This is a genomic window from Intestinirhabdus alba (assembly GCF_009711095.1).
GTDB lineage: Bacteria > Pseudomonadota > Gammaproteobacteria > Enterobacterales > Enterobacteriaceae > Intestinirhabdus > Intestinirhabdus alba.
On record NZ_WMJZ01000049.1, the window covers coordinates 1 to 20,534 of the forward strand.

General features: G+C 55.7%; 17 protein-coding genes and 1 pseudogene. 14 read left to right on the top strand and 4 right to left on the bottom strand.

Going from position 1 to position 20,534, the window contains the following annotated elements:
- Positions 1-1,212: 1,212 nt before the first annotated feature.
- Positions 1,213-2,583 (bottom strand): NAD-dependent succinate-semialdehyde dehydrogenase, encoded by a 1,371-nt coding sequence (locus GJV78_RS20830; protein ID WP_155110058.1) that lies wholly within the window; start codon positions 2,581-2,583, stop codon positions 1,213-1,215.
- Positions 2,584-2,955: 372 nt separating this feature from the next.
- Between GJV78_RS20830 and GJV78_RS24200 the strand changes: the two are divergent.
- The 10 genes and pseudogenes from GJV78_RS24200 to GJV78_RS20885 all read left to right on the top strand — a co-directional run bounded on the left by GJV78_RS24200 (position 2,956) and on the right by GJV78_RS20885 (position 12,515).
- Positions 2,956-3,769: pseudogene (locus GJV78_RS24200) on the top strand (AraC family transcriptional regulator).
- A gap of 48 nt (positions 3,770-3,817) precedes the next feature.
- Positions 3,818-4,504, top strand: a complete 687-nt coding sequence (locus tag GJV78_RS20845) for a LysE family translocator (RefSeq protein ID WP_155110060.1) — start codon at positions 3,818-3,820, stop codon at positions 4,502-4,504.
- Positions 4,505-4,784: 280 nt separating this feature from the next.
- On the top strand, positions 4,785-6,026 hold the full coding sequence (gene mdtM / locus GJV78_RS20850) for a multidrug efflux MFS transporter MdtM (RefSeq protein ID WP_155110061.1): 1,242 nt from the start codon (positions 4,785-4,787) through the stop codon (positions 6,024-6,026).
- A gap of 60 nt (positions 6,027-6,086) precedes the next feature.
- The gene (locus tag GJV78_RS20855) at positions 6,087-7,370 is read left to right on the top strand and encodes a DUF445 domain-containing protein (RefSeq protein WP_155110062.1); all 1,284 of its coding nucleotides are present in this window, start codon (positions 6,087-6,089) and stop codon (positions 7,368-7,370) included.
- A 10-nt stretch (positions 7,371-7,380) separates the two neighbouring features.
- Positions 7,381-7,620: a DUF2164 domain-containing protein gene (locus GJV78_RS20860; RefSeq protein WP_155110063.1), complete on the top strand. Its 240-nt coding sequence runs from the start codon at positions 7,381-7,383 to the stop codon at positions 7,618-7,620.
- 171 nt (positions 7,621-7,791) lie between these two features.
- The gene (locus GJV78_RS20865) at positions 7,792-8,943 is read left to right on the top strand and encodes a double-cubane-cluster-containing anaerobic reductase (RefSeq protein ID WP_155110064.1); all 1,152 of its coding nucleotides are present in this window, start codon (positions 7,792-7,794) and stop codon (positions 8,941-8,943) included.
- Positions 8,944-8,952: 9 nt separating this feature from the next.
- Complete coding sequence (yjiL, locus tag GJV78_RS20870) at positions 8,953-9,720, top strand: putative 2-hydroxyacyl-CoA dehydratase activator YjiL (RefSeq protein ID WP_167519687.1); 768 nt, start codon at positions 8,953-8,955, stop codon at positions 9,718-9,720.
- The gene (locus tag GJV78_RS20875; RefSeq protein WP_155110065.1) at positions 9,717-9,968 is read left to right on the top strand and encodes a DUF3343 domain-containing protein; all 252 of its coding nucleotides are present in this window, start codon (positions 9,717-9,719) and stop codon (positions 9,966-9,968) included. Before yjiL ends, GJV78_RS20875 begins: the two co-directional genes overlap by 4 nt.
- Positions 9,969-10,297: 329 nt before the next feature.
- On the top strand, positions 10,298-11,158 hold the full coding sequence (locus GJV78_RS20880) for an SdiA-regulated domain-containing protein (protein ID WP_330998836.1): 861 nt from the start codon (positions 10,298-10,300) through the stop codon (positions 11,156-11,158).
- A gap of 139 nt (positions 11,159-11,297) precedes the next feature.
- Positions 11,298-12,515 (top strand): MFS transporter, encoded by a 1,218-nt coding sequence (locus GJV78_RS20885; RefSeq protein WP_155110066.1) that lies wholly within the window; start codon positions 11,298-11,300, stop codon positions 12,513-12,515.
- On the opposite strand, the gene GJV78_RS20890 is transcribed toward GJV78_RS20885, so the two are convergent.
- Positions 12,504-12,923, bottom strand: coding sequence for a GPW/gp25 family protein (locus GJV78_RS20890; protein WP_155110067.1), 420 nt, complete (start codon positions 12,921-12,923; stop codon positions 12,504-12,506). The genes GJV78_RS20885 and GJV78_RS20890 overlap by 12 nt on opposite strands.
- 2,222 nt (positions 12,924-15,145) lie before the next feature.
- Here GJV78_RS20890 and GJV78_RS20895 point away from each other — a divergent pair.
- Genes GJV78_RS20895 through GJV78_RS20905 form a run of 3 tightly spaced genes read left to right on the top strand, consistent with a single transcriptional unit; the run spans position 15,146 to position 17,623 of the window.
- Positions 15,146-15,949: a DUF3100 domain-containing protein gene (locus tag GJV78_RS20895; RefSeq protein ID WP_155110068.1), complete on the top strand. Its 804-nt coding sequence runs from the start codon at positions 15,146-15,148 to the stop codon at positions 15,947-15,949.
- 19 nt (positions 15,950-15,968) lie between these two features.
- The gene (locus tag GJV78_RS20900; RefSeq protein ID WP_155110069.1) at positions 15,969-16,427 is read left to right on the top strand and encodes a hypothetical protein; all 459 of its coding nucleotides are present in this window, start codon (positions 15,969-15,971) and stop codon (positions 16,425-16,427) included.
- Positions 16,428-16,453: 26 nt separating this feature from the next.
- A complete protein-coding gene (locus GJV78_RS20905) occupies positions 16,454-17,623 on the top strand; it encodes a M20 metallopeptidase family protein (RefSeq protein WP_155110070.1) in 1,170 nt (389 codons plus the stop codon).
- Between the two features lie 290 nt (positions 17,624-17,913).
- Here GJV78_RS20905 and tdcA read toward each other — a convergent pair whose 3' ends face one another.
- Positions 17,914-18,828 carry a transcriptional regulator TdcA gene (gene tdcA, locus GJV78_RS20910; protein WP_155110071.1) on the bottom strand — a complete coding sequence of 305 codons (915 nt, stop codon included), beginning with the start codon at positions 18,826-18,828 and terminating at the stop codon, positions 17,914-17,916.
- Between the two features lie 262 nt (positions 18,829-19,090).
- On the opposite strand from tdcA, the gene GJV78_RS20915 reads away from it, so the two are divergent.
- Positions 19,091-19,528 (top strand): putative periplasmic lipoprotein, encoded by a 438-nt coding sequence (locus tag GJV78_RS20915; protein WP_155110072.1) that lies wholly within the window; start codon positions 19,091-19,093, stop codon positions 19,526-19,528.
- 401 nt (positions 19,529-19,929) lie between these two features.
- Here GJV78_RS20915 and GJV78_RS20920 read toward each other — a convergent pair whose 3' ends face one another.
- Complete coding sequence (locus tag GJV78_RS20920; RefSeq protein WP_155110073.1) at positions 19,930-20,442, bottom strand: hypothetical protein; 513 nt, start codon at positions 20,440-20,442, stop codon at positions 19,930-19,932.
- Positions 20,443-20,534 lie beyond the last annotated feature (92 nt).

The window sequence follows — 20,534 nt, forward strand, 5'->3', positions numbered from 1 at the left end:
GGCCGTGCAGCCGGCAGCGGAAATCACCGCGGCAATAAGAATAACGGGCAACCAAACAAAATCCCTGGCTATGACTTTCATACTCTATCCCTAAGTTAATTGTTAGCAGGTATATACCCGTCATACTTCAAGCTGCATGTGTGTTGGCTACGGGTTACTCGTCTCATCCATGAGACTCGCCCTGACGGGCCGCCGCTGCGCGGCGTTCAAATCGGCTCCCGACAGATTTGTCATTCACCCCGGTCACATAGTTCGCTATGCTCCCGGGGATAAATGAGGGACATCCCTGTCGCCTTCATACAACTCGAATTATTTAGGGTATATTTACTAAAATATTCTTCTTGTAAGACAAAAACCTTTTATCCAGACAAGAATATTTATCTTTTTTGACAAGGCGACTAAACAGTTAAAGTTAATATCAACAGCATTGCGACATAAAGGAAGAACGTCTCTATATACTCGACTCGAAACAATAATAATTTATTGCCATAACTGATGATTTCAATGTTCTATCTGTTCCCGCTATAATTAAGATAACAGGCAGCTGGCTTTAGCCGTCTTTCGGCACAATCCTTTAGCAACCGATACAAGCGTAGTTCAAGACGTCTGACAACGTTTGCAAAATGACATCAAGGGATAATTTCATTTCATGCTTCAACCATCAGCCCACTTCCTCCTTAAAATTCAGCAAAGAAAATTATAAGCTAAATTTTACATACAGAAAAACCATACATTTTTTAGGCCAGATGGTAATAACTGTCCACATCCGGATAAAAATAGGCCTGTACAGAAAAACCACCATATGAAGCACAACGCAATAACCCACAAAAAAACAAACAATTAAATAACCACCTGAACACGATGAAGATTCGGGCATATGAAAAAAGACCAACAAGGACGATAATTTTAAATCAGCAGGTAATTAAGAAAAACACAATAAAAACGTAAAATATCTTAATCACAAACGGTCTTTTCAAACTTTACATAGAGTTCTCTATTCGTCGCCAGTTCTGACGGAACACTAGCTTCACCTTTTTTCGGAAAGTACAGGGTTGTAAAAAATTTTTACTTTGACATACGGAACGACTGAGATTGGGAGGCTGCACCGTTTTTACCTATAACCCGGCGGGTTACCGCCTGAATAATTTGGGTTATAGCTTACGGCAACCTTGTCCCCCACTCCCCCTCCCCGCAGGAGGGGGACAAAGACGCTTACCGGTGAACCACCACCAGCTTCTGGTTCACAAACTCTTTGATCCCCAGATCGGACAGCTCTCGGCCAAAGCCGGAGCGCTTAACGCCGCCGAACGGCAGCTCAGGGGCCGTATCGGTCAGCCAGTTGATATACACCATCCCGGTTTCAATACGCGAGGCCATCCGTTTCGCGCGCTCAATATCCTGGCTGAACACCGCGCCGCCCAGGCCGTAGTGGGAATCGTTTGCCAGCCTCACCGCCTCGTCGTCATCCTTCACCACGTACATCTGCGCCACCGGGCCGAAGAACTCTTCAAAATAAGCCGGATTATCGCGAGCGATGCCGGTCAGAATGGTCGGGGCAAAGAAACTGCCCTCCCGCTCCAGCGGCTGGCCGCCGAGGTGCAGCTTCGCGCCGTTTTTTACCGCCTCGTTGACCTGCTTCGTCAGGGTCTCCAGCGCCTCCCTGGATGAGAGCGGCCCCAGCCCGACGCTCTCATCCAGCGGGTCGCCAATCTTCACGCGGCTGAACGCCTCGCTGAACTGCGCCAGGAAGCTGTCGGCAATTTTTTCATGAAGAATAAAGCGCTTGGCGGCGGTGCACACCTGGCCCGCATTGTTCAGCCGCGCCTGCACGCCGATCTCCACCGCCTTTGCAAGATCGGCATCGTCAAGCACCACGAACACGTCGTTGCCGCCCAGCTCCAGGGTGGCCTTTTTGATGTGCTTAGCCGCCTGAGCGGCAACCGCGCTACCCGCCTTTTCCGACCCCGTCAGGGCGGCACCCTGCACCCGCGGATCGGCGATAATGGCCGCCACCTGCTCCGAAGAGATAAACAGGTTGGTCCACGCCCCCTCCGGCGCGCCCGCTTCATGCACCAGCTGCGCAAAGGTTTCGGCGCAGTGCGGCACGATGCTGGCGTGTTTGGCGATAACCGGGTTACCGGCGGCCAGATTCGGAGCCAGCACGCGCATCAGCTGATAGTACGGAAAGTTCCACGGCTCCACTGCCATCAGCACGCCGATGGGGTGATGCTCAACCCAGGCCTCGCCCAGCTCCGACGGGTATTTCACCGGTGCCAGAAATCGCGGCGCGTTATCGGCATAGTAGCGGGCAATCTGCGCGCAGAGCGCCACTTCGCCGCGGCTCTGCTTAATCAGCTTGCCCATCTCCTGGCTGGCGATTTTCGCCAGCGCCTCCGCCCGCTCGTCGAGCAGCTCCGCCAGCCTGCGCAGCACATTCAGACGTGGCGTTATGTCGCCCGTCGCCCATCCGGAGCGGTAGAGCGCGTCGGCCCGGCCCAGCGCGGCCTCAATATCGGCATCGCTGTGCGGTTTGTACTCTTTAATCAGCTGATTGTTAGCAGGATTCACCGTCTGGTAAGCCATAGAATAGGTCTCCTTAATCACGTCGGGGGCGGCAGAGATAAGCGCCGCTCAGGGTATTAAGGGTAGTAGACCCGGCCCGGACAATCGGTAAAGTTGGGTAGATACGGAGGGTTCTTAATGCCCGTATTCCGTTATTAACAACCCGCCTTCCCACCCTGCGCGATAAGAAGCAGCCTAACCCTGCTTGCTTTTATCTTCATCGACTTTTGCTTATTCCTGCGAGGCGTTTTCCAGGATAGTTTCCCGTCCCTGCAATGTTTGCACTATCGCGCAGCGCGCTACGCAAAACGGCAAACGCCCGCCCCTTCCCTGCTTTTTTACCGCACGGCCTGTGTTATAAACAGACCATGAATCACGAGACAGGAGCGTAGCGTGTCCCTTATCCGAACAATTCCCCAGCGGTTCTGGCGCGACGCACGGCTGCCCTGGCTGGAGCTGCGCAGCACCTGGCGCAGCCGTCAGGCCTACAAGCTTCATCTTCATCCTCAGCTCTCCATCGGCGCGATACTGGAAGGGGAAACGCGCTGCGTCTGTAACGGCCAGGAGCACCGTCTGCAGGCGGGCGATCTGATCGTGATCCCGCCGCTGGCCCCCCACAGCTGCAATCCGCTGGAGGGAACCTTTCGCAGCTACCATATGCTCTGGTTGGATACGGACTGGTGCCTGGCGCAGCTGGCGGCCCTTAGCGCAACGACCCGGCTCAGCGCGCGCCCCCGGCGATTCGCCAGCCGCAGATCTTTCAGAACTACCTGCAGCTTGTGGCATAGATGCAGCGTCGGCAGAGCGCGCCTGTCGCCCGGGAGGTCTGCGTTCTGCTGCATCAGCTTTCCCTGCGGCTGGTGAAACCAGACCGTCAGCGCGCCACCAGCCGGTATCTGCAGGAACAGCTGCGCAGCAACCTGCTCGTGCCCCCTCGCTGGACGACCTGGCTCAGGCGTGCAGTTTGCGTAAGGAGACGCTAATCCGCATCTTCAGGCGGGACACCGGGCTGACGCCGGGAAGCTATCTGAATATCGCGAGGATCAATTTTGCCCGCGTGCGGCTGCGCGCCGGGGAGACGATTGCCGACGTCGGTTATCAGAGCGGGTTCGCTGACCAGAGCCACTTCCACCGCACCTTCATCGGCTATACCGCCGCCACGCCGCGCCAGTACGCGCCGGGGCGATCAATAACAGACAATAATTGACGGAACGTCCGGGCTAAGGTAACCGCAGGTTTACTTTCTGAGGTTACTATGGAACTACTGAATACGCTTTTCCCCCCTGCCTTTCCCGCGCTGGCGCTGGCGCATTTCGTTGCCCTGCTTAGCCCCGGACCGGACTTCTTTTTGCTGATGGACTACGCGGTACGTTACCGCCTGCGCGGCAGCGCCGGGCTGTCCGTCGGCATCGCCGCAGGCAACGGGCTGTACATTCTGCTGGCAATTGTCGGCCGGGGGATTCTGCACTCGTTTGCTCTGCTGTTTACCGCCATCACGCTGTCGGGTGCCATCTACCTGCTGTGGATCGGCAGCCTGCTGGCGCGCAGCCGCCCGCAGATCCTGACGGGCGTCGATGCCCGCGGCTCCTGCCCCGGCGTTGGCAAACAGCTGCTGCCGGGGCTGGGTTCCTCACTGCTTAACCCGAAAAACGCGCTGTTCTATCTGGCGTTGATGACCACGCTGCCTGGCCCCTCGGTAACCTTATTACAGCAGTCCGTTAGCGGAATCTGGATGACCAGCGTTGTGCTGTGCTGGGATTTGTCGATCGTGATGTGCCTCAGCCTGCCTTCGATCCAACGAAGGCTGACGGGCTGGCTGCCGCGGATCTCACGGATGTCCGGGGTAATATTGATGCTCTTTGGAGCGGGGCTCCTGCTGCACTTTTTATCCGATCTGCACCCTGCGGCGCTGGATCTGCCACGCCTGTTTTCTTTCTCTTAGCTGGCGAAACGCTTTTGATTAACATCAAACTTTCATTACACTTAACGGGTCTGTTTTCCGCTCTGCCTCATGCTTCCGGGACGTGACGCGCGGGCGGTTATCGGCTTTCCGATCCGCCTCCGGGGGCGTTGTTCCATCCGTGCTGGCGCGGGCGGAGGAGCGGTCAAGATGATATTTAAACTGTCCGCAGGCCGCGTTATCTCTTATCCGCCAGCGGCGCGGCGACGGGAGTCCCTTTCTCTCTCCCACTACGGTTTTTGCGACATGGAGCGCCTTTGACATGCAACGGATCCTTTCGTTTTTTACCCGGCACGCCGCCACGCTCTTTTTCCCGATGGCGCTCATCGTCTATGACTTTGCCGCCTGGCTGTCGACGGATCTGATCCAGCCGGGCATCATCAACGTGGTGCGGGATTTCAACGCCGATGTCAGCCTCGCCCCGGCCTCCGTCAGCCTCTATCTGGCGGGGGGCATGGCGCTACAGTGGCTGCTCGGGCCGCTATCCGACCGGATTGGCCGCCGCCCGGTGCTGCTCGCCGGCGCGCTGATTTTTACCCTCGCCTGCGCCGCCACGCTGTTTACCACCTCCATGACCCAGTTCCTCGCGGCGCGCTTTGTTCAGGGCACCAGCATCTGCTTTATCGCCACGGTGGGCTACGTTACCGTGCAGGAGGCCTTCGGCCAGACGAAGGCCATTAAGCTGATGGCCATCATTACCTCCATCGTGCTGATTGCGCCCATCGTCGGTCCGCTTTCCGGGGCGGCGCTGATGCATTTCGTCCACTGGAAGGCGCTGTTCGGCATCATCACGCTGATGGGCCTTTTCGCCTTTATCGGCCTGCTGCTGGCGATGCCGGAAACGGTCAGGCGCAGCGCCACGCCCTTTAGCGCCCTCAGCGTGCTGCGCGATTTTCGCAATGTCTTTCGCAACCCGGTATTTCTGACCGGGGCGGCGACCATTTCGCTGAGCTACATTCCGATGATGAGCTGGGTGGCGGTGTCGCCGGTGATCCTGATTGACGCCGGGGGCATGTCCGCCTCGCAGTTCGCCTGGACCCAGGTACCGGTGTTTGGCGCAACGATCGTCGCCAATACCCTGGTGGCCCGCTTCATAAAAGATCCCGCCAGCCCGCGCTTTCTCCGGCGGGCTGCGCCGATCCAGATCGCCGGACTGGCGATCCTTATCGCCGGCAACCTGCTGTGGCCGCACCTCTGGCTGTGGTCGGTGCTGGGCACCAGCCTGTACGCTTTTGGCATCGGCATGATCTTCCCGGTTCTGTTCCGCTTTACGCTGTTTACCAACGATCTGCCGAAGGGCACCGTATCGGCAGCGCTGAATATTGTAAACCTGACGATCATGGCAGTATCGGTGGAGATCGGCCGCTGGCTGTGGTTCAACGGCGGACGGCTCCCGTTTCACCTGCTGGCGGTGGCGGCGGGCGTCGCGGCGCTGTTTACCCTGGGCGGCCTGCTGCGCCGCGTGCGCCAGCATGAAGCCCGCCGGGCGGCGGTGGGAGAGTAGCCGATGCCCACCCCTCACCGCCCTTTGGCCGCTTGCTCTCTCCGGCGCTATGCTTAGCTCATGGATAAAATAAGCGAACTCAGACGTGCCAAACGGCTGGCCCTTGGCCTGCTGCTGATTGCGGCGGCCACCTTTGTCATCACCCTTTTTCTGCCGCCCGGCTTCTGGGTGAGCGGCGTCAAGGCCATTGCCGAAGCGGCGATGGTGGGCGCGCTGGCGGACTGGTTCGCCGTGGTGGCGCTGTTTCGCCGGGTGCCGCTGCCGTTTATTTCTCGCCATACGGCGATCATCCCGCGCAATAAAGATCGGATCGGCGAAAATCTCGGCCAGTTCGTCCAGGAAAAATTTCTCGACACCCAGTCGCTGGTCACGCTGATCCGCCGCCACGAACCGGCGCGGCTGATCGGCGGCTGGTTCAGCCAGCCGGATAACGCCCGGCGGGTAGGCCAGCATCTGCTACAGATAATGAGCGGCTTTCTGGAGCTGACCGACGACGCCCGCATTCAGCGGCTGATCAAACGGGCGGTACATAAGGCGATCGACAAGGTCGATCTCTCCGGCACCGGCGCGCTGATGCTGGAGAGCATGACCAAAAACAACCGCCACCAGGTGCTGCTTGATACCCTCATCGCTCAGCTTATCGCCCTGCTGCAGCGCGACAGCTCGCGCGCTTTTATCGCCAGGCAGATCGTCCGCTGGTTGGAGACAGAGCACCCGTTAAAGGCGAAGATCCTGCCAACCGAATGGCTGGGTGAGCACAGCGCCGTGCTGGTCTCCGACGCGGTTAACGCCCTGCTTGACGATATCAGCCACGATCGCGCGCATCAGATCCGTCACGCCTTCGATCGCGCTACCTTTAAATTTATCGATCGGCTGAAAAGCGATCCGGAGATGGCCACCCGCGCCGACGCCATTAAGGCCTGGCTGAAGGAGGACGAGGCCTTCAACCGCTATCTGGGTGAACTGTGGGACGACCTGCGCCAGTGGCTGAAGGCGGATATTAACGCCGGGGATTCGCGGGTAAAACAGCGCATCACCCACGCCGGCCAGTGGTTTGGCGAGACGCTGCTCGCCGACGAGGCCCTGCGCGCCTCGCTGAACGGCCATCTGGAACAGGCCGCACGCCGGGTCGCGCCGGAGTTCGCCGCCTTCCTGACCCGCCACATTAGCGATACGGTGAAAAGCTGGGACCCGCGGGATATGTCGCGCCAGATCGAGCTGAACATCGGTAAAGACCTGCAGTTTATCCGCGTTAACGGCACGCTGGTTGGCGGCGCTATTGGGCTGGCGCTCTATCTGTTATCGCAGGTGCCGTCGCTGCTGACGGGCCTGATTCATTATTGAAGGATCAAACATGACGACGATTACCCTGGACCCGGCCGCCCGCGACCGCCTGCGCGACGAGCTGCAGCGCTGGTGCGCCGACCATCTCGATGTGGAGCTTGAGCAATTTGACGCCGAGTTTTTTATCGACTTTCTGAGCGAGCGCTTCGGCCCGGCCTACTACAACGCCGGTATCGAAGAGGCGCTCCGCACCCATGCGGCCTGGAGCGATCGCATTCAGGAGGAGATGGATTTAAAGAAAATTTTATGACCCGCAGAGGAACCGCCGGGCGTTAAAGGCCGCTCTTATCAGCGCCCGTTAAAGGGTTACCGCGCACCGTGACAAACGATCCGTTGCGGCGCGTCAATAAAACCCGACAAGCCAGGTGGTTATAATGCAGGCTCTTTTCATTGTCTCCCGTGTTACGGGGAAGGAAAAACCATGTCGCTTATCACCGATCTGCCCGCCATTTTCGATCAATTCTCTGCAGCACGTCAGAAAGGCTTTCTTACCGTTATGGAGCTAAAAGAGCAGGGTATCCCGCTGGTGGGAACCTACTGCACCTTTATGCCCCAGGAGATCCCAATGGCGGCGGGGGCGGTCGTCGTTTCGCTCTGTTCCACCTCCGATGAAACCATTGAGGAAGCTGAAAAAGAGCTGCCGCGCAACCTCTGCCCGCTGATTAAAAGCAGCTACGGCTTCGGCAAAACCGATAAATGCCCCTACTTCTATTTTTCCGATCTGGTGGTCGGAGAGACCACCTGCGACGGCAAAAAGAAGATGTACGAGTACATGGCCAGCTTTAAGGCGGTACACGTCATGCAGCTGCCCAACAGCGCCGGCGACGCCGCCTCACGCGCGCTGTGGAAAGCGGAGATCCAGCGTCTGCAGCAGGCGGTGGAGGCGCGCTTCGGCACGCCCATTACCGAAGCCGCGCTGCGGGAGGCCATCGCTCTTAAGAACCGCGAGCGCCGGGCGCTGGCGAACTTCTATCGCGTCGGCCAGCTCAACCCGCCGGCCCTCAGCGGCGGCGATATCCTGAAGGTGGTGTACGGAGCGACCTTCCGCTTCGACAAAGAGGCCCTTATCGACGAGCTGAACGGCATGGCGGAGCGGGTGCGCCAGGCCTGGCAGGATGGCCAACGGCTGGAGCGCCGCCCGCGCATTCTGATCACCGGCTGCCCGATCGGCGGCGCGGCGGAGAAGGTGGTGCACGCCATTGAGGAAAACGGCGGCTGGGTGGTGGGCTTTGAAAACTGCACCGGGGCGAAGGCCACCGAGCGCTGCGTCGAGGAGAGCGGCGACCTCTACGACGCCCTGACCGACAAGTACCTCACCATCGGCTGCTCGTGCATTTCCCCGAACGACCAGCGCTTAACGCTGCTCAGCCAGATGGTGGAAGAGTACCAGGCGGACGGCGTGGTAGACGTGATTCTGCAGGCCTGCCACACCTACGCCGTGGAGTCGATGGCGATTAAGCGCCACGTTCGCCAGCGGCACGATATTCCCTATATAGCGATCGAAACCGACTACTCCACCTCGGATATTGGCCAGCTCAGCACCCGCGTCGCGGCCTTTATCGAAATGTTGTAAGGAGCGGACGTGACCTACTCAATTGGCATTGATTCCGGCTCCACGGCGACCAAGGGCGTTCTGCTGGAGGGCGACGTTATCCGACGCCGCTTTCTCTGTCCGACGCCGTTTCGCCCGGCGGAGGCGATCCGCGAGGGATGGGAGTCGCTCAGCGCCGGGCTGGAGGCGCGCCCGTACCTGACCCTGACCGGCTACGGCCGCCAGTTGGTCGACTTCGCCGACCGGCAGGTCACCGAGATCACCTGCCACGGCCTGGGGGCGCGGCTGCTGGCCCCGGCCACCCGCACGGTGATCGACATCGGCGGCCAGGACAGCAAGGTGATCCAGCTGGATCGCGACGGCAACCTTACCGATTTTCTGATGAACGACAAGTGCGCGGCGGGCACCGGCCGGTTTCTGGAGGTCATCTCACGCACGCTGGGTGCCGGGGTGGAGGAGCTGGACGCCATTACCGCAGGCGTGGCTCCCCACGCGATCGGCAGCATGTGCACCGTCTTTGCCGAATCAGAGGTTATCAGCCTGCGCTCCGCCGGCGTAGCGCCGGAGGCGATTCTGGCGGGCGTCCTCAGCGCCCTGGCCCGACGCAGCGCCAATTTTATCGGCCGCCTTTCCGCCGGGGGGCCGCTGCTGTTTACCGGCGGCGTCAGCCGCTGTACGGCGTTTACCCGAATGCTGGAAGAGCAGGTCGGCATGGCGGTTCACACCCATCCGGACGCCCAGTTTGCCGGTGCCATCGGCGCGGCGCTGATCGGCCAGCGCCAGAGGCGACGCAAATGAGCGACTATCTCTATCTGTTCCACGCCACGCCGGGGGTGATTCAGACCCGTCGGCTGCTGCACTCCCGGGGGGTGCCTTTCCGGGTGACCGACATTCCCCGCCAGCTGCGCGGGGGCTGTGGCCTGTGCATTATTCTGAGCTGCGCCCCCGGTGAGGAGATACAGTGGGTGCTCCCTGGTCATACCGCGGCGATTTATCGCGCCGAAGCGGAGACGTGGCGGCTCGTCGCCTCCTTTGACGCCGGCTAACGGGCGCGACCGCCGGACAGCTCGGTCGGCCTTAGCGCGGCGGGAGTGCGCGCATTAAGGTTTCGTTAAGTTTCTTCGCGATAATGTCTGATTATGCTTTTGATTTTATTAAGGGCCTGGCCCATCAGGCGTTATTGACGTAGTCAGTCTGGACACGGACAGCGTACAGAAACCGGAGCGCGCACGCATACGTGGGGACGCCCCGCGAAGCTCGCCCCATGACCGTCCTGACCGTTCACATCGCGATACGTTTTGAGCGAGCGCTGCCCAGGTACAAAATAGCCCGACGGGCCGGGCGTTAAGCCCGAACACAATAAAGGGACCTATGCGTGAACATCAAACGCCCGGCGATGGCGGCCATTTTACTTATTGTTATCTGCGCTGCGGCCTGCGGGCTGCGCTATATTTTCACCCGGCTCGATGATGGCTCCCCTGATGAGCGGCACTCGACGCTGCGCGATTTTCGGGCGACGATCGACGGCGTGCCGATATCGGGAATTAAAAATAATATCTCCTCCCTCACCTGGTCAGAAACCAGCAATACCCTGTTTGCCACATTGAATAAACCGCCATCCATCGTGGAAATAACAAAAACAGGTGAGCTTCTGCGCACCATCCCTCTTAATTTTGTCCACGACGTCGAGACTATTGAGCATATTCACGACAATACGTTTGTTATCAGCGATGAGAGTGATTACGCCATCTACGTTATCAACGTCGGGGAAAACGCAAAGATCAATATTATTAAAAAATTGACCATTGCCCTGCAAAAAACCCCCACCAACAGCGGATTTGAGGGGCTGGCATGGTCGCCTGTCGATAAAACCTTCTGGTTTTTTCAGGAGAAAAAACCCATCGACATCTACAGGGTGACGGGCCTGCTGCAGGGCGACGATCTGCGGATTGTTAATGACAAAACGCTGCAGGGCAGGCTAAACGTCAGAGACATCTCCGGGGCAGAGTTTAACCCGCAGTACAAAACGCTGTTGATTCTCTCACACGAGTCGCGGGTGCTGAAGGAGGTCACACCCTCCGGCAGGGAGATGGGATCGATGTCGCTCACGGCGGGCAGCCACGGTCTTGGCCAGGACGTGCCCCAGGCCGAGGGCGTCGCCGTTGATGACGAAGGTACGCTGTTTATCGTTAGCGAGCCAAACCTGTTTTATCGTTTTCAGCGGACGCCGCGCTGAGTCACATCAGACACCGTTTCTGCGGCTTTGCCCGCCGCAAAAAACAAACAGAAAACCAAATAGCAACATTTCATTCACCAATACCCGCTGTTCAGGCAGAATAGGGCCTCGCTTTCTCCCCTGTGAATAAGGGTCAGCCATGCGTAATGACCAGCGTTTCTCCTTGCGTTCCGCCCTTTTCGGGATGTTAACCCTGGCCGTCGGGATGGGAATCGGCCGCTTTCTCTATACGCCAATGCTGCCGGTGTTGCTGGCCGAAGGCCGCTTCAGCTTTAGTGAGCTGGCCTGGATCGCCAGCGCGAACTACGCGGGCTATCTGGCCGGCAGCCTGCTGTTCTCCTTTGAGGCCTTTCACCGGCCCGCGCGCCTGCGCCCGCAGCTGCTTCTCGCGGCGGCGGCGACCGGGGTGCTGATCCTCGCCATGGCGCTGTTTGAGCGCCCCGCAGAGGTTGTCCTGGTGCGCCTGCTGGCGGGGATGGCCAGCGCCGGAATGCTGATCTTCGGCTCAAATCTCGTGCTGCAGCAGACCCGTAATCCCTTTGTGATTGCGTCGCTCTATTCCGGGGTTGGCGTCGGCATCGCGCTGGGCAATGAATATGTTATCGCCGGCCTGCGGCTGGGGTACGCTTCCCACGCCCTGTGGATAGCGGCGGCGGCGCTTTCCGGCGTATTAATCCTTCTGCTGGCGCTGTTAATCCCTTCCCGCACCTCCGTGCTGCCCCCCGCGCAGCTGTCGAAAACGGCACCACAACCGATGCGCTGGTGGCTGCTGGCGCTGCTGTACGGGCTGGCGGGCTTTGGCTACATTATTGTCGCGACTTACCTGCCGCTGATGGCAAAAAACGCCGGTTCGCCGCTGCTGGCGGCCCACCTCTGGACGCTGGTGGGCGTGGCGGTGGTGCCGGGCTGCTTTGGCTGGCTGTGGGCGGCAAGACGCCGGGGCGCTGTGCTGTGTCTGGCGGCGAACCTGCTGATCCAGGGCGTGTGCGTGGTGCTGACGCTGGTCAGCGATTCTCTGCCGCTGCTGGCGCTGAGCTGCTTCGGCTTCGGCGCAACCTTTATGGGCACCACCTCGCTGGTGATGACCCTGGCCCGCCAGCTCAGCGTGCCGGATAAAATTAATCTGCTGGGGTTTGTGACCCTGACCTACGGTATCGGCCAGATCCTCGGCCCGCTGCTGGTGAGCGCCGCGTCGTCGGTCATCATCGCCACCCTGTGCGGCGCGGCGGCGCTGTTTATAGCGGCGGCCATCGCGCTGGTTCAGCAGATCAAAGCGCAGCGCCGGCCGCCGGTAATGACGGCTGAGGGCGAAGCGCTCTCCTCCCGCTCCGGCAGCGAAAAGCGGCTATCCGGCTGACGATGATCCACCCGACGCCTCCTGCGCTATCGGCTGCCAGTTGCCGTTTTGCCAGATGAGCCTCAGCTGCAGGGGAGCGTCGTCATCCCACAGATGCGCCTCAATGTGCAGCGCCAGCTTTTGCTGGCTAATGTCTTTTATCTCCACCCTCAGCGCCGCGATTCTCGGCTCAAGACGCGGCAGATCGCTGCGCAGCTGACGGCAGAACCAGCCGAGTACCCGCTCATCGCCTACGTTCATTTCATGCCACTCGGGCACGCCCCGGACCAGAAGCGGCGGGAGTCCGTCTCCCTGTCCGATGTTACGGGTATTGAACAGGCGGAGCAGAACCCGGTACACCGACTCACGTGACGGGACGGCTTCATTCATTAGCCTGTCGGGCAGGCCGTGCGGAATTGACGACCACATATTCAGTAGCCTTTCACGTTCAGCGCCCTTTTCCGGGCGGGCTGAAGGCAGCCTATTTGCCCTGCCAACTGCCGAACGCAGAGCGGCCAATTGCTTCTGGCGAAGCCCGACATTTTTATTGGGCTGTGTGTATTCTGGAAGCCCTCTGACATAGCGAATCCTTTTAATATATATCCGTCATACGTCAAGTTGCACGTGCGTTGGCTTTATTCGGCCCAGAGCCTCACTCTAAAGGGCCGCCGCCTTCCTGCAACTCGAATTATTAAGGGTATAAAAATGTTCCTGATGGCGAGCGTGCGCCATCTTTTAATAAAGTTGCGTTGTTTTAATTTCTTTTCAGACAATATAAAAAACACAAGGTTGAATAAATATCAATCTAATTTTTTATTTTTTACATAGATCCGTGACGTTTGATTAACATCAAATATTCAAAGCATCCCCTTTCAGAATCAATAGAATAGATAATATTCAGATAATATACATATATTTCATCCCGAAAATATTTATACAACAATGTATTGCATTTAACACATTTATTAGCTGGACTACATTAATCGATGATTTAAGTCAAAAAAGCAATTTAGCTTAAGAATTATTTTTTTGACTAAGACAGATAAATTAAAATATATAGCTTAAATAATTTGGGTTGCAGGAAAAAACACAGCGCGTTTTGAACAGCCCCAGGGCTGGCCCCGAAGGGGTGAGGCCTTCAGGACGAATCATGCGGCAGGCAAGCGACAAATTCGTCAGGAATGAATTTTCCCGACCGCAGGTCACCTTCGGTGAAGGACAAGGAGGTCCCTCATTCATCCCCGGGGACATAGCGAACGTTGTGGTCAGGACGAACGCCGCCGGGGGCAAGCCATATTGATAAGACCAGTAGCCAAAGGCCAGCCAGAAGTGCCGAAATATAAGCCGGCAGGCTTATGCCGAATAATATATCCTGCGTCATTCGGAGAGCATGACAAAAGACCGGGTGTTTAAGCAAGTTCCACAGGATCGCCGGCGGGTGAACGACGGATTCAACAGGAACGACTATGCCCGGTCGCAGGCCGCCCCGGATAAAGGACAAGGGGCTTCCTTATTCGTCTGCGGAAGTATACGGCCGGGGGTGAGCGCCGCCGGACGCAAACCTTATGGATAAGACGGGTAGCCCAGGCCAGCGTCGTACCTGTCGCCTGTAAGATAACGCAGAGATTTTATATTGTGCGAAACCGGGTGGCCGCCCCTGTATGCAGGCATGGCGCGCGCTGAGCCAGAAGCGCGTAATCAAGGCGCAGAACGTAGTGAACATCGTTCTGGCCCGACGCTTCCGGCTCGCATCCGCAGGGCCAGGACTATTCAGGTCCGTAGCCGTCTTCGCCGCCGCACATCTGAAACACCGGTCCTTACGGCCCGCGCCCTGCCCCGGACCTGAATGGCCGCCAGCGACGCTCAAGAGCAGTTCCTGAGTTTTGTCCTGTAACCCGATGGGTCAGGGTATCGCCAACTTTCGTCAGACGTAGCCAGTCTGAACCTCGCGGCCCTTCTCTTGCCCTGCGGACCGGGCACAATACCAACGCTGAGCGGCCTGAGGTGTGCAGATATGCAGGCCAACGGCAGGAGCGTCCGGTCCGTTTATTTCCACGGCACGGTTGCGTGTCAGACGCCTGTATCTGAAAAGGCCGCCGGGAGCGCAGGCCACCCGATATCGCCACGCTCAACCTCTCTGCGAAAGTGTACGGTGATTTCACTCCCGGACGGCGTCAATTTGCCAGGCCTCGCCATCCCGCCATTATCCGCTCCGGGCCGTGGCATCCCACGCCTGCATGGCCGGAGAAACGGCCAGCCAAAGCCGGCGCTATGCCGCCAGTTGCGGACGGTGGCCGACTCGCCACGCCGCAGCACGCCGTAAATGCCTGCCCAGCCCAGCTCTGCTCTGCTCTGCTCTGCTCTGCTCTGCTCTGCTCTGCTCTGCTCTGCTCTGCCCGTACGGCAGCCAGCAACGCAATAACGCTTGCCGCAACAGGGTTAAAGTGCCGGAATGTGACCAAGGTATAAAAAAATAAAAAAAGATATTTATCAAAGAGATAAATAAAAAATCAGCAATTTTTTTTGATTTTTATCAAAAAATGGCGGTTGAGCAATATCATTTTTGATATACCCCAGAAACAAAACAAATTATCTAAATTCAGCGTACTCATTATTCTGTGAGCATCAAAATAAATGAATGAGGGGTACTTATGGAGAACTCAGCCTCCAATAGACATCTGGTTATACTTGTTATTGCTTCTGGCATTATTACCTTATTATCAGAGCTAATCGGTGTGATTAATATTACCGCATTTGGCATTAAGTTCAGCCTGCTGCCTATGCTGTATGCGGTCATTATCGGCGTACTGGTAACACCGGATATCCTGGGTAAATTAATTAAGCCGATGGGTAAGGTATTAAATCATAACGCGATAAAGATCACCGGCAATATCGTTATGCTTTCGCTGCTGCCCCTTGGCGTGAAATATGGCACGCTGGTTGGCCCCAACGTTGAGGAAGTTATTAAGGCCGGACCGGCGCTGGTATTACAGGAGCTGGGAAATTTAGGCTCCGTGCTAATCGCCATGCCGTTAGCCATTCTGTTAGGGATGCGCAGAGAGTCAATTGGCGCTTGTTCCAGTATTTCCAGGGAGCCTTCGCTGGGCGTTATCGGTGAAAAATATGGCATCGACAGCCCGGAGGGAACCGGCGTTCTGGGCACCTATATTGTGGGCAGCGTTATTGGCACCGTCTTCTTTGGCATTATCAGCCCGATCGGCCTGAACTTCGGTCTGCATCCGCTTTCCCTCGCCGTCGCCTGCGGGCTTGGCTCCGGAAGCATGATGGCGGCGGCCTCCGCATCGCTGGCCAACGCCGTCCCGCATATGTCCAACCAGATTCTGGCCTTCGCGGCGACCAGCAATATGCTGGCAGCGGTAACGGGAATGTACGCGCTTATTTTCCTGGCGCTTCCTCTGAGTAACTTCCTTTATAAGCTGCTGGTTCGTAAATAACTGTTCCCGGAATAAAAAAATGAATATTAAACAATTCTCCGATAATACTAAGATTATTATTCCGTGTATTGCGCTGGTGCTGCTGGCGCAGGCGGTAGGTAAAGGCATGTCGGCGCTGGAAGCGCTGCCCGGCGCGGTAATAATGTTCGCCATCATTATATTATCTCTTCAGATAAAAATGTGGCTGCCCAAAGTTCCGCTGCCGGCTTTTGCCTGGGCGACGCTTATTGCGCTACTGCTCAGTATGCCCTACTCCCCCGTCAGCGATGTTTTTATGAATCTGACGAATAAAATCGATTTCCTGTCAACAACGACGCCGCTGCTGGCTTTCGCCGGGCTTTCCGTTGGCAACAGCCTCGATAAGCTTAAATCCCTGAGCTGGAAGATCGTCATTATATCGGTGCTGGTTTTTACCAGCGCATTTTTCGGCGCGGCCATTGTTGCCCAACTGATTCTTAAGTTTCAGCACATTATTTAATGCTGCCGCCGGATATTGGAGCAAATATGAAAAATTACCAGATTTCTGAAGACATTAAATATCTTGAACAATTCAGCCGGGAAGCCCGTCGCTACCTGCATACGATTCCCGAAGCGTCAGGCCAGGAGCATAAGACATCACAATACTGTCAGTCGGTGATGCGCGCTTTAGGGTATAAGATTACCGAATATCCGGGCTATACCGGGTTTCACGCCGATCTGGACGTTGACGCCAGTAAAAAGCGCATCGCCTTCCGGGCCGATATGGACGGCCTGGAGATGCCGGATCTGACTGAAACCGAGTATAAATCGACCCATGAGAATCTGGCGCATAACTGCGGCCATGACACCCATATGGCCATCGCGCTCACGGCGGCGCGCTACCTTGCCGAGCATCCGGAGAAACTGGCTTTCAACGTCAGGTTTATCTTTCAGATGGCCGAAGAGGATATGCGCGTGCCCGGCGCGGAAAAAATGGTAGAGGGCGGCTGCGTCAACGGGGTGGATGAGATTTACGCCCTGCATAACGACGCCTCTATGGAGAGCGGATCGATTAAGGTCAACGACAATATTATGTCCTCCTGGGGCGCGGCCTGGACGCTGGACGTCCACGGCGAATCGGCCCATGGCTCCACGCCGCATAAAGGTAAAGATGCGATTCGTGAAGCGGTGCGGATTATTAACGATCTGGACTATATTATTGCCAAGCAGACCAATCCCTTCAGCCCGGCGGTCTTTGGCTGCGGCATGTTCCACGGCGGTACGGTGCCAAACGCAATTCCCGACTATGTGCAGGCCCGGGGCACCATTCGCTCGATGGATGAAGAAACGGACGGCATCCTGAGAAGCAGCCTGAATCAGATTGCCAAAGAGAGCGCCCTGCGCGGATTTAACACCAGCATGGTGTGCACCGGCTATCCTGCCGTGATCAACCATAGCTACGCCAGCCAGCGTATTATCGCCGCCGCCTCAACGTTTTTGCAGGATATTGACAGCCACTGCAAGCCAATGACCGGCAGCGAGGACTTCAGCTATATGGTCAACGCCGTGCCGGATAAAAAGGGCGCGCTCTTTTTCCTCGGCAGCGGATGTCAGGAAAAAGGTATTCATAACTACCTGCATGCTAACCCTTATTATGTTGACGACGACTGCCTGCTGGTCGGCGCGCAAATCTTTATTGAGTTAGCCACCCACTGACAGCCCCAAAAAGAGATATCACTTCGGTAATATCTCAGGTTGATGACAAAGAGGGAAAAACGTGATTTTTCCCTCTTTGTGGTTAGCAGCCGAAAATCAATGAATTGATTTTCCATGTTTATTTTTGTGGTGATTATGGCCGAACGAGTTCGGCCTGGGATTTGTCATCAGTCTCAGATATCACTTCGGTGATATCTCTTTTTTATCCACCTCAATTACCTGTCCAGGCGTAATTCCTTTTATAAAGCCGCTGGCAGGTAGAAAATTCCCTGTCTGAAGCATAGCCGCCGCTACGCGCCCCATAAGCTAATCGCACACCGCTCTTTAATAATCGCCATAAAGCGCTCAAGCAAAATTGAGGGTATGAATTTCTTGCTCCAGACAAAATAGTAGTCAGCCGTAGGCAGGGTCTCCTGTATAGCAATTTTATGCAGGGCCAGCTTTTTATTTCTTCCCTCGCCCATCGGGCTGGCCAGAATGGTAAGGTAATTGGCGCAGGTAACCAGATTAAGGATCGATGAAATAGAGTCGGTTCTTATCGCCGAGCGAATATCAATACCGTTATCCGCCAGAAAATCATTGAGCTTATAGTAATAACCAAACTGCGTTTCCGGCAGTACCCATTTGGCGGAGGTCAGCTGGGCAAAATTTTTCGCCCTCGCAAGCGGGTGAAGAGGCGATGAAAAGACGGAAAACTGGCTCTGGAAAAGCTTTTCAGCATAGCATTCGCTGACGGAGCCATTATCAGAGATCGTCCCTATCGCGCAGTCAATAGCGCCTGAATTAACCAGCGGCAGCAGGCTTGACAGCTGCCCTTCGTAGATATTGAGGGAGATATCCTTATGAATCATTTTAAATTCACTGATAATATCCGGCAAAATGGTATAACCGACCAGAGAGGAGTAGCCCAGGGAAAAGGACTGACAGTTTTTTCCGAACTCCATTTTCAGTTCAGAGATCGATTTTTTCAACCCGTTAACATAGCTGAGAACGTGGCTATGAAAAATACTTCCCACCCGATTCAGAAATACCCCTGAACTGGTGCGCTGAAACAGCGACATTCCCATCCAGGTTTCCAGCTCTTTGATAATTCTCGTTACCGAAGGCTGGGTCATATGTAGATTTCTGGCCGCACTCATTATTCCGCCGCATTTCGACACTTCGAGAAAAACCAGCAGATGCTTATTCTTTGGTAGCTCATCCATACTAACGTCATTACATACAGGATAATTATTAGCATTATAATTAATAATTTATAATCATGCTTGACCTGCATCATATAACCACAATCATTAACTCAGAATGAATTTGAACGGGCGGGAGGCTGAACAGGAATGTTTATCATTAATACTAGCGCCGGGAAATATCCTCACCGATTTTGCCTTTCAGACAATAAATTACTGCGCCGGGCTTAAGTTTTTTCTCCCCCGTGCCGCTCTGTCACTCTATTGAGACGGAGCAACCTACATGAAAAATATCATCTTTCTGCTTTTCCTGCCCCTGGTCCTGACCGGCTGCGCCACCATTGTAAACAGTAACAATGAGCTGGTGTATATTGACAGCACGCCTGCCGACGCGCATTTTGTCATCACCGACGGGAAAGGCCTCGTTGTTGCCTCCGGCAAAACCCCGCAAACCGTAACCTTAAAGAAGTCTGACGGCAGCTACTTCGGCAAGCAGGATTACATGCTGATGCTCAGGCAGCAGGGATATTATTCGGCCAACATCCTGCTGGAACACGGCCTCAGCCGCTGGTATACCTTCGGCAATCTGATCTTCTTCGGCGTGCCGGGCTGGCTGGTTGTCGACCCGTTCTTTGGCGGCATGTACACCCTAAAAGAAGAGCGGGTGCATGTTGATATGCGACCGTGCGCGCCCGGCCCCTATACCTCGATGTGTTCGTAAGTCGATATGCTTCTCCGGCCGCTCCCTGCGCCAACAGACGACGGGCCTGGCGGCCCGGACATCGGTGGTCGGATCCTTGAGGCTGCCCGCGTCGCCTGACAACACGCTGAGTCACCTATCCGCAATGACCGTCGTCGGAAAACGGTAACGCCAGAACAGGCGACACGTAATAAAGTTAGCCCGGTAATATATAACTAATATCTCTTTGAGAGGTGGCGTATGAATTATCCACACCAGTCGCGAGCGCCCGTTTAATAACGCCAGCGATTATCATAAAGACCTGTTTTTATACTTTTCCTTCATAATTACGGTAGCCGATATGCTGAACGCGGCTAACCTGATAAACGTGCAGGTAAAACGGCTCGGATTACCCGCACCAGTTATTAACAGGCCCTTAAGCTTTATATGCTGCCGGGAATAATTTCTTTTATTATCGGACTATTAATATCAAAACATGTTTCGATAGCTCGTGCTTTAGCGAATTCAGTCTCATGGATTTCAAAAACGCTCTTGCCATCACGCCTAAAAACATAAGCACGATAAACGTTACTATAGTCCGCCGTGGGGTCAATATGCGTCTTTCGCGGAGACTGATAGTACAAACGGGCAATAATTGAATCTACCGTATCAAACCATATCGTTTTCTTTTTAAGTAAATGCCCATAAATCAGGCCATTCTCATATATATTTACATAGCTACTTGAGCGGACGATTAAAAAAAGCGCCAGCACCGCGTTTAAAGCCAACAAAAGTTTTTTCTCTCCTCCATTGAGAAATAACGCCATAAGAATAAAAGTAATGCAAAAAAAGAGCGCAATTGCCCAGTCGATGACTCTTCTTTTTAATATCAACAGTGGAGCAGAAGAAAAAACTCTGTTTTCACCGCTAACTTTGTTAAAGTACAGTTTAAACATAGGGAAAAGTTGCTCAAACTGCTCATGTAGCGCTTCAGTTTTCCTTATATTTCGGGAGTGTTAGAAATTCTGTGTCATTCCAGTAATATACA

Coding starts and splice junctions, on each gene's coding strand:
- GJV78_RS20830 (WP_155110058.1), bottom strand. CDS start 2,583: ATGGCTTACCAGACGGTGAATCCTGCTAACAATCAGCTGATTAAAGAG.
- GJV78_RS20845 (WP_155110060.1), top strand. CDS start 3,818: ATGGAACTACTGAATACGCTTTTCCCCCCTGCCTTTCCCGCGCTGGCG.
- mdtM (WP_155110061.1), top strand. CDS start 4,785: ATGCAACGGATCCTTTCGTTTTTTACCCGGCACGCCGCCACGCTCTTT.
- GJV78_RS20855 (WP_155110062.1), top strand. CDS start 6,087: ATGGATAAAATAAGCGAACTCAGACGTGCCAAACGGCTGGCCCTTGGC.
- GJV78_RS20860 (WP_155110063.1), top strand. CDS start 7,381: ATGACGACGATTACCCTGGACCCGGCCGCCCGCGACCGCCTGCGCGAC.
- GJV78_RS20865 (WP_155110064.1), top strand. CDS start 7,792: ATGTCGCTTATCACCGATCTGCCCGCCATTTTCGATCAATTCTCTGCA.
- GJV78_RS20875 (WP_155110065.1), top strand. CDS start 9,717: ATGAGCGACTATCTCTATCTGTTCCACGCCACGCCGGGGGTGATTCAG.
- GJV78_RS20885 (WP_155110066.1), top strand. CDS start 11,298: ATGCGTAATGACCAGCGTTTCTCCTTGCGTTCCGCCCTTTTCGGGATG.
- GJV78_RS20890 (WP_155110067.1), bottom strand. CDS start 12,923: ATGTGGTCGTCAATTCCGCACGGCCTGCCCGACAGGCTAATGAATGAA.
- GJV78_RS20895 (WP_155110068.1), top strand. CDS start 15,146: ATGGAGAACTCAGCCTCCAATAGACATCTGGTTATACTTGTTATTGCT.
- GJV78_RS20900 (WP_155110069.1), top strand. CDS start 15,969: ATGAATATTAAACAATTCTCCGATAATACTAAGATTATTATTCCGTGT.
- GJV78_RS20905 (WP_155110070.1), top strand. CDS start 16,454: ATGAAAAATTACCAGATTTCTGAAGACATTAAATATCTTGAACAATTC.
- tdcA (WP_155110071.1), bottom strand. CDS start 18,828: ATGGATGAGCTACCAAAGAATAAGCATCTGCTGGTTTTTCTCGAAGTG.
- GJV78_RS20915 (WP_155110072.1), top strand. CDS start 19,091: ATGAAAAATATCATCTTTCTGCTTTTCCTGCCCCTGGTCCTGACCGGC.
- GJV78_RS20920 (WP_155110073.1), bottom strand. CDS start 20,442: ATGTTTAAACTGTACTTTAACAAAGTTAGCGGTGAAAACAGAGTTTTT.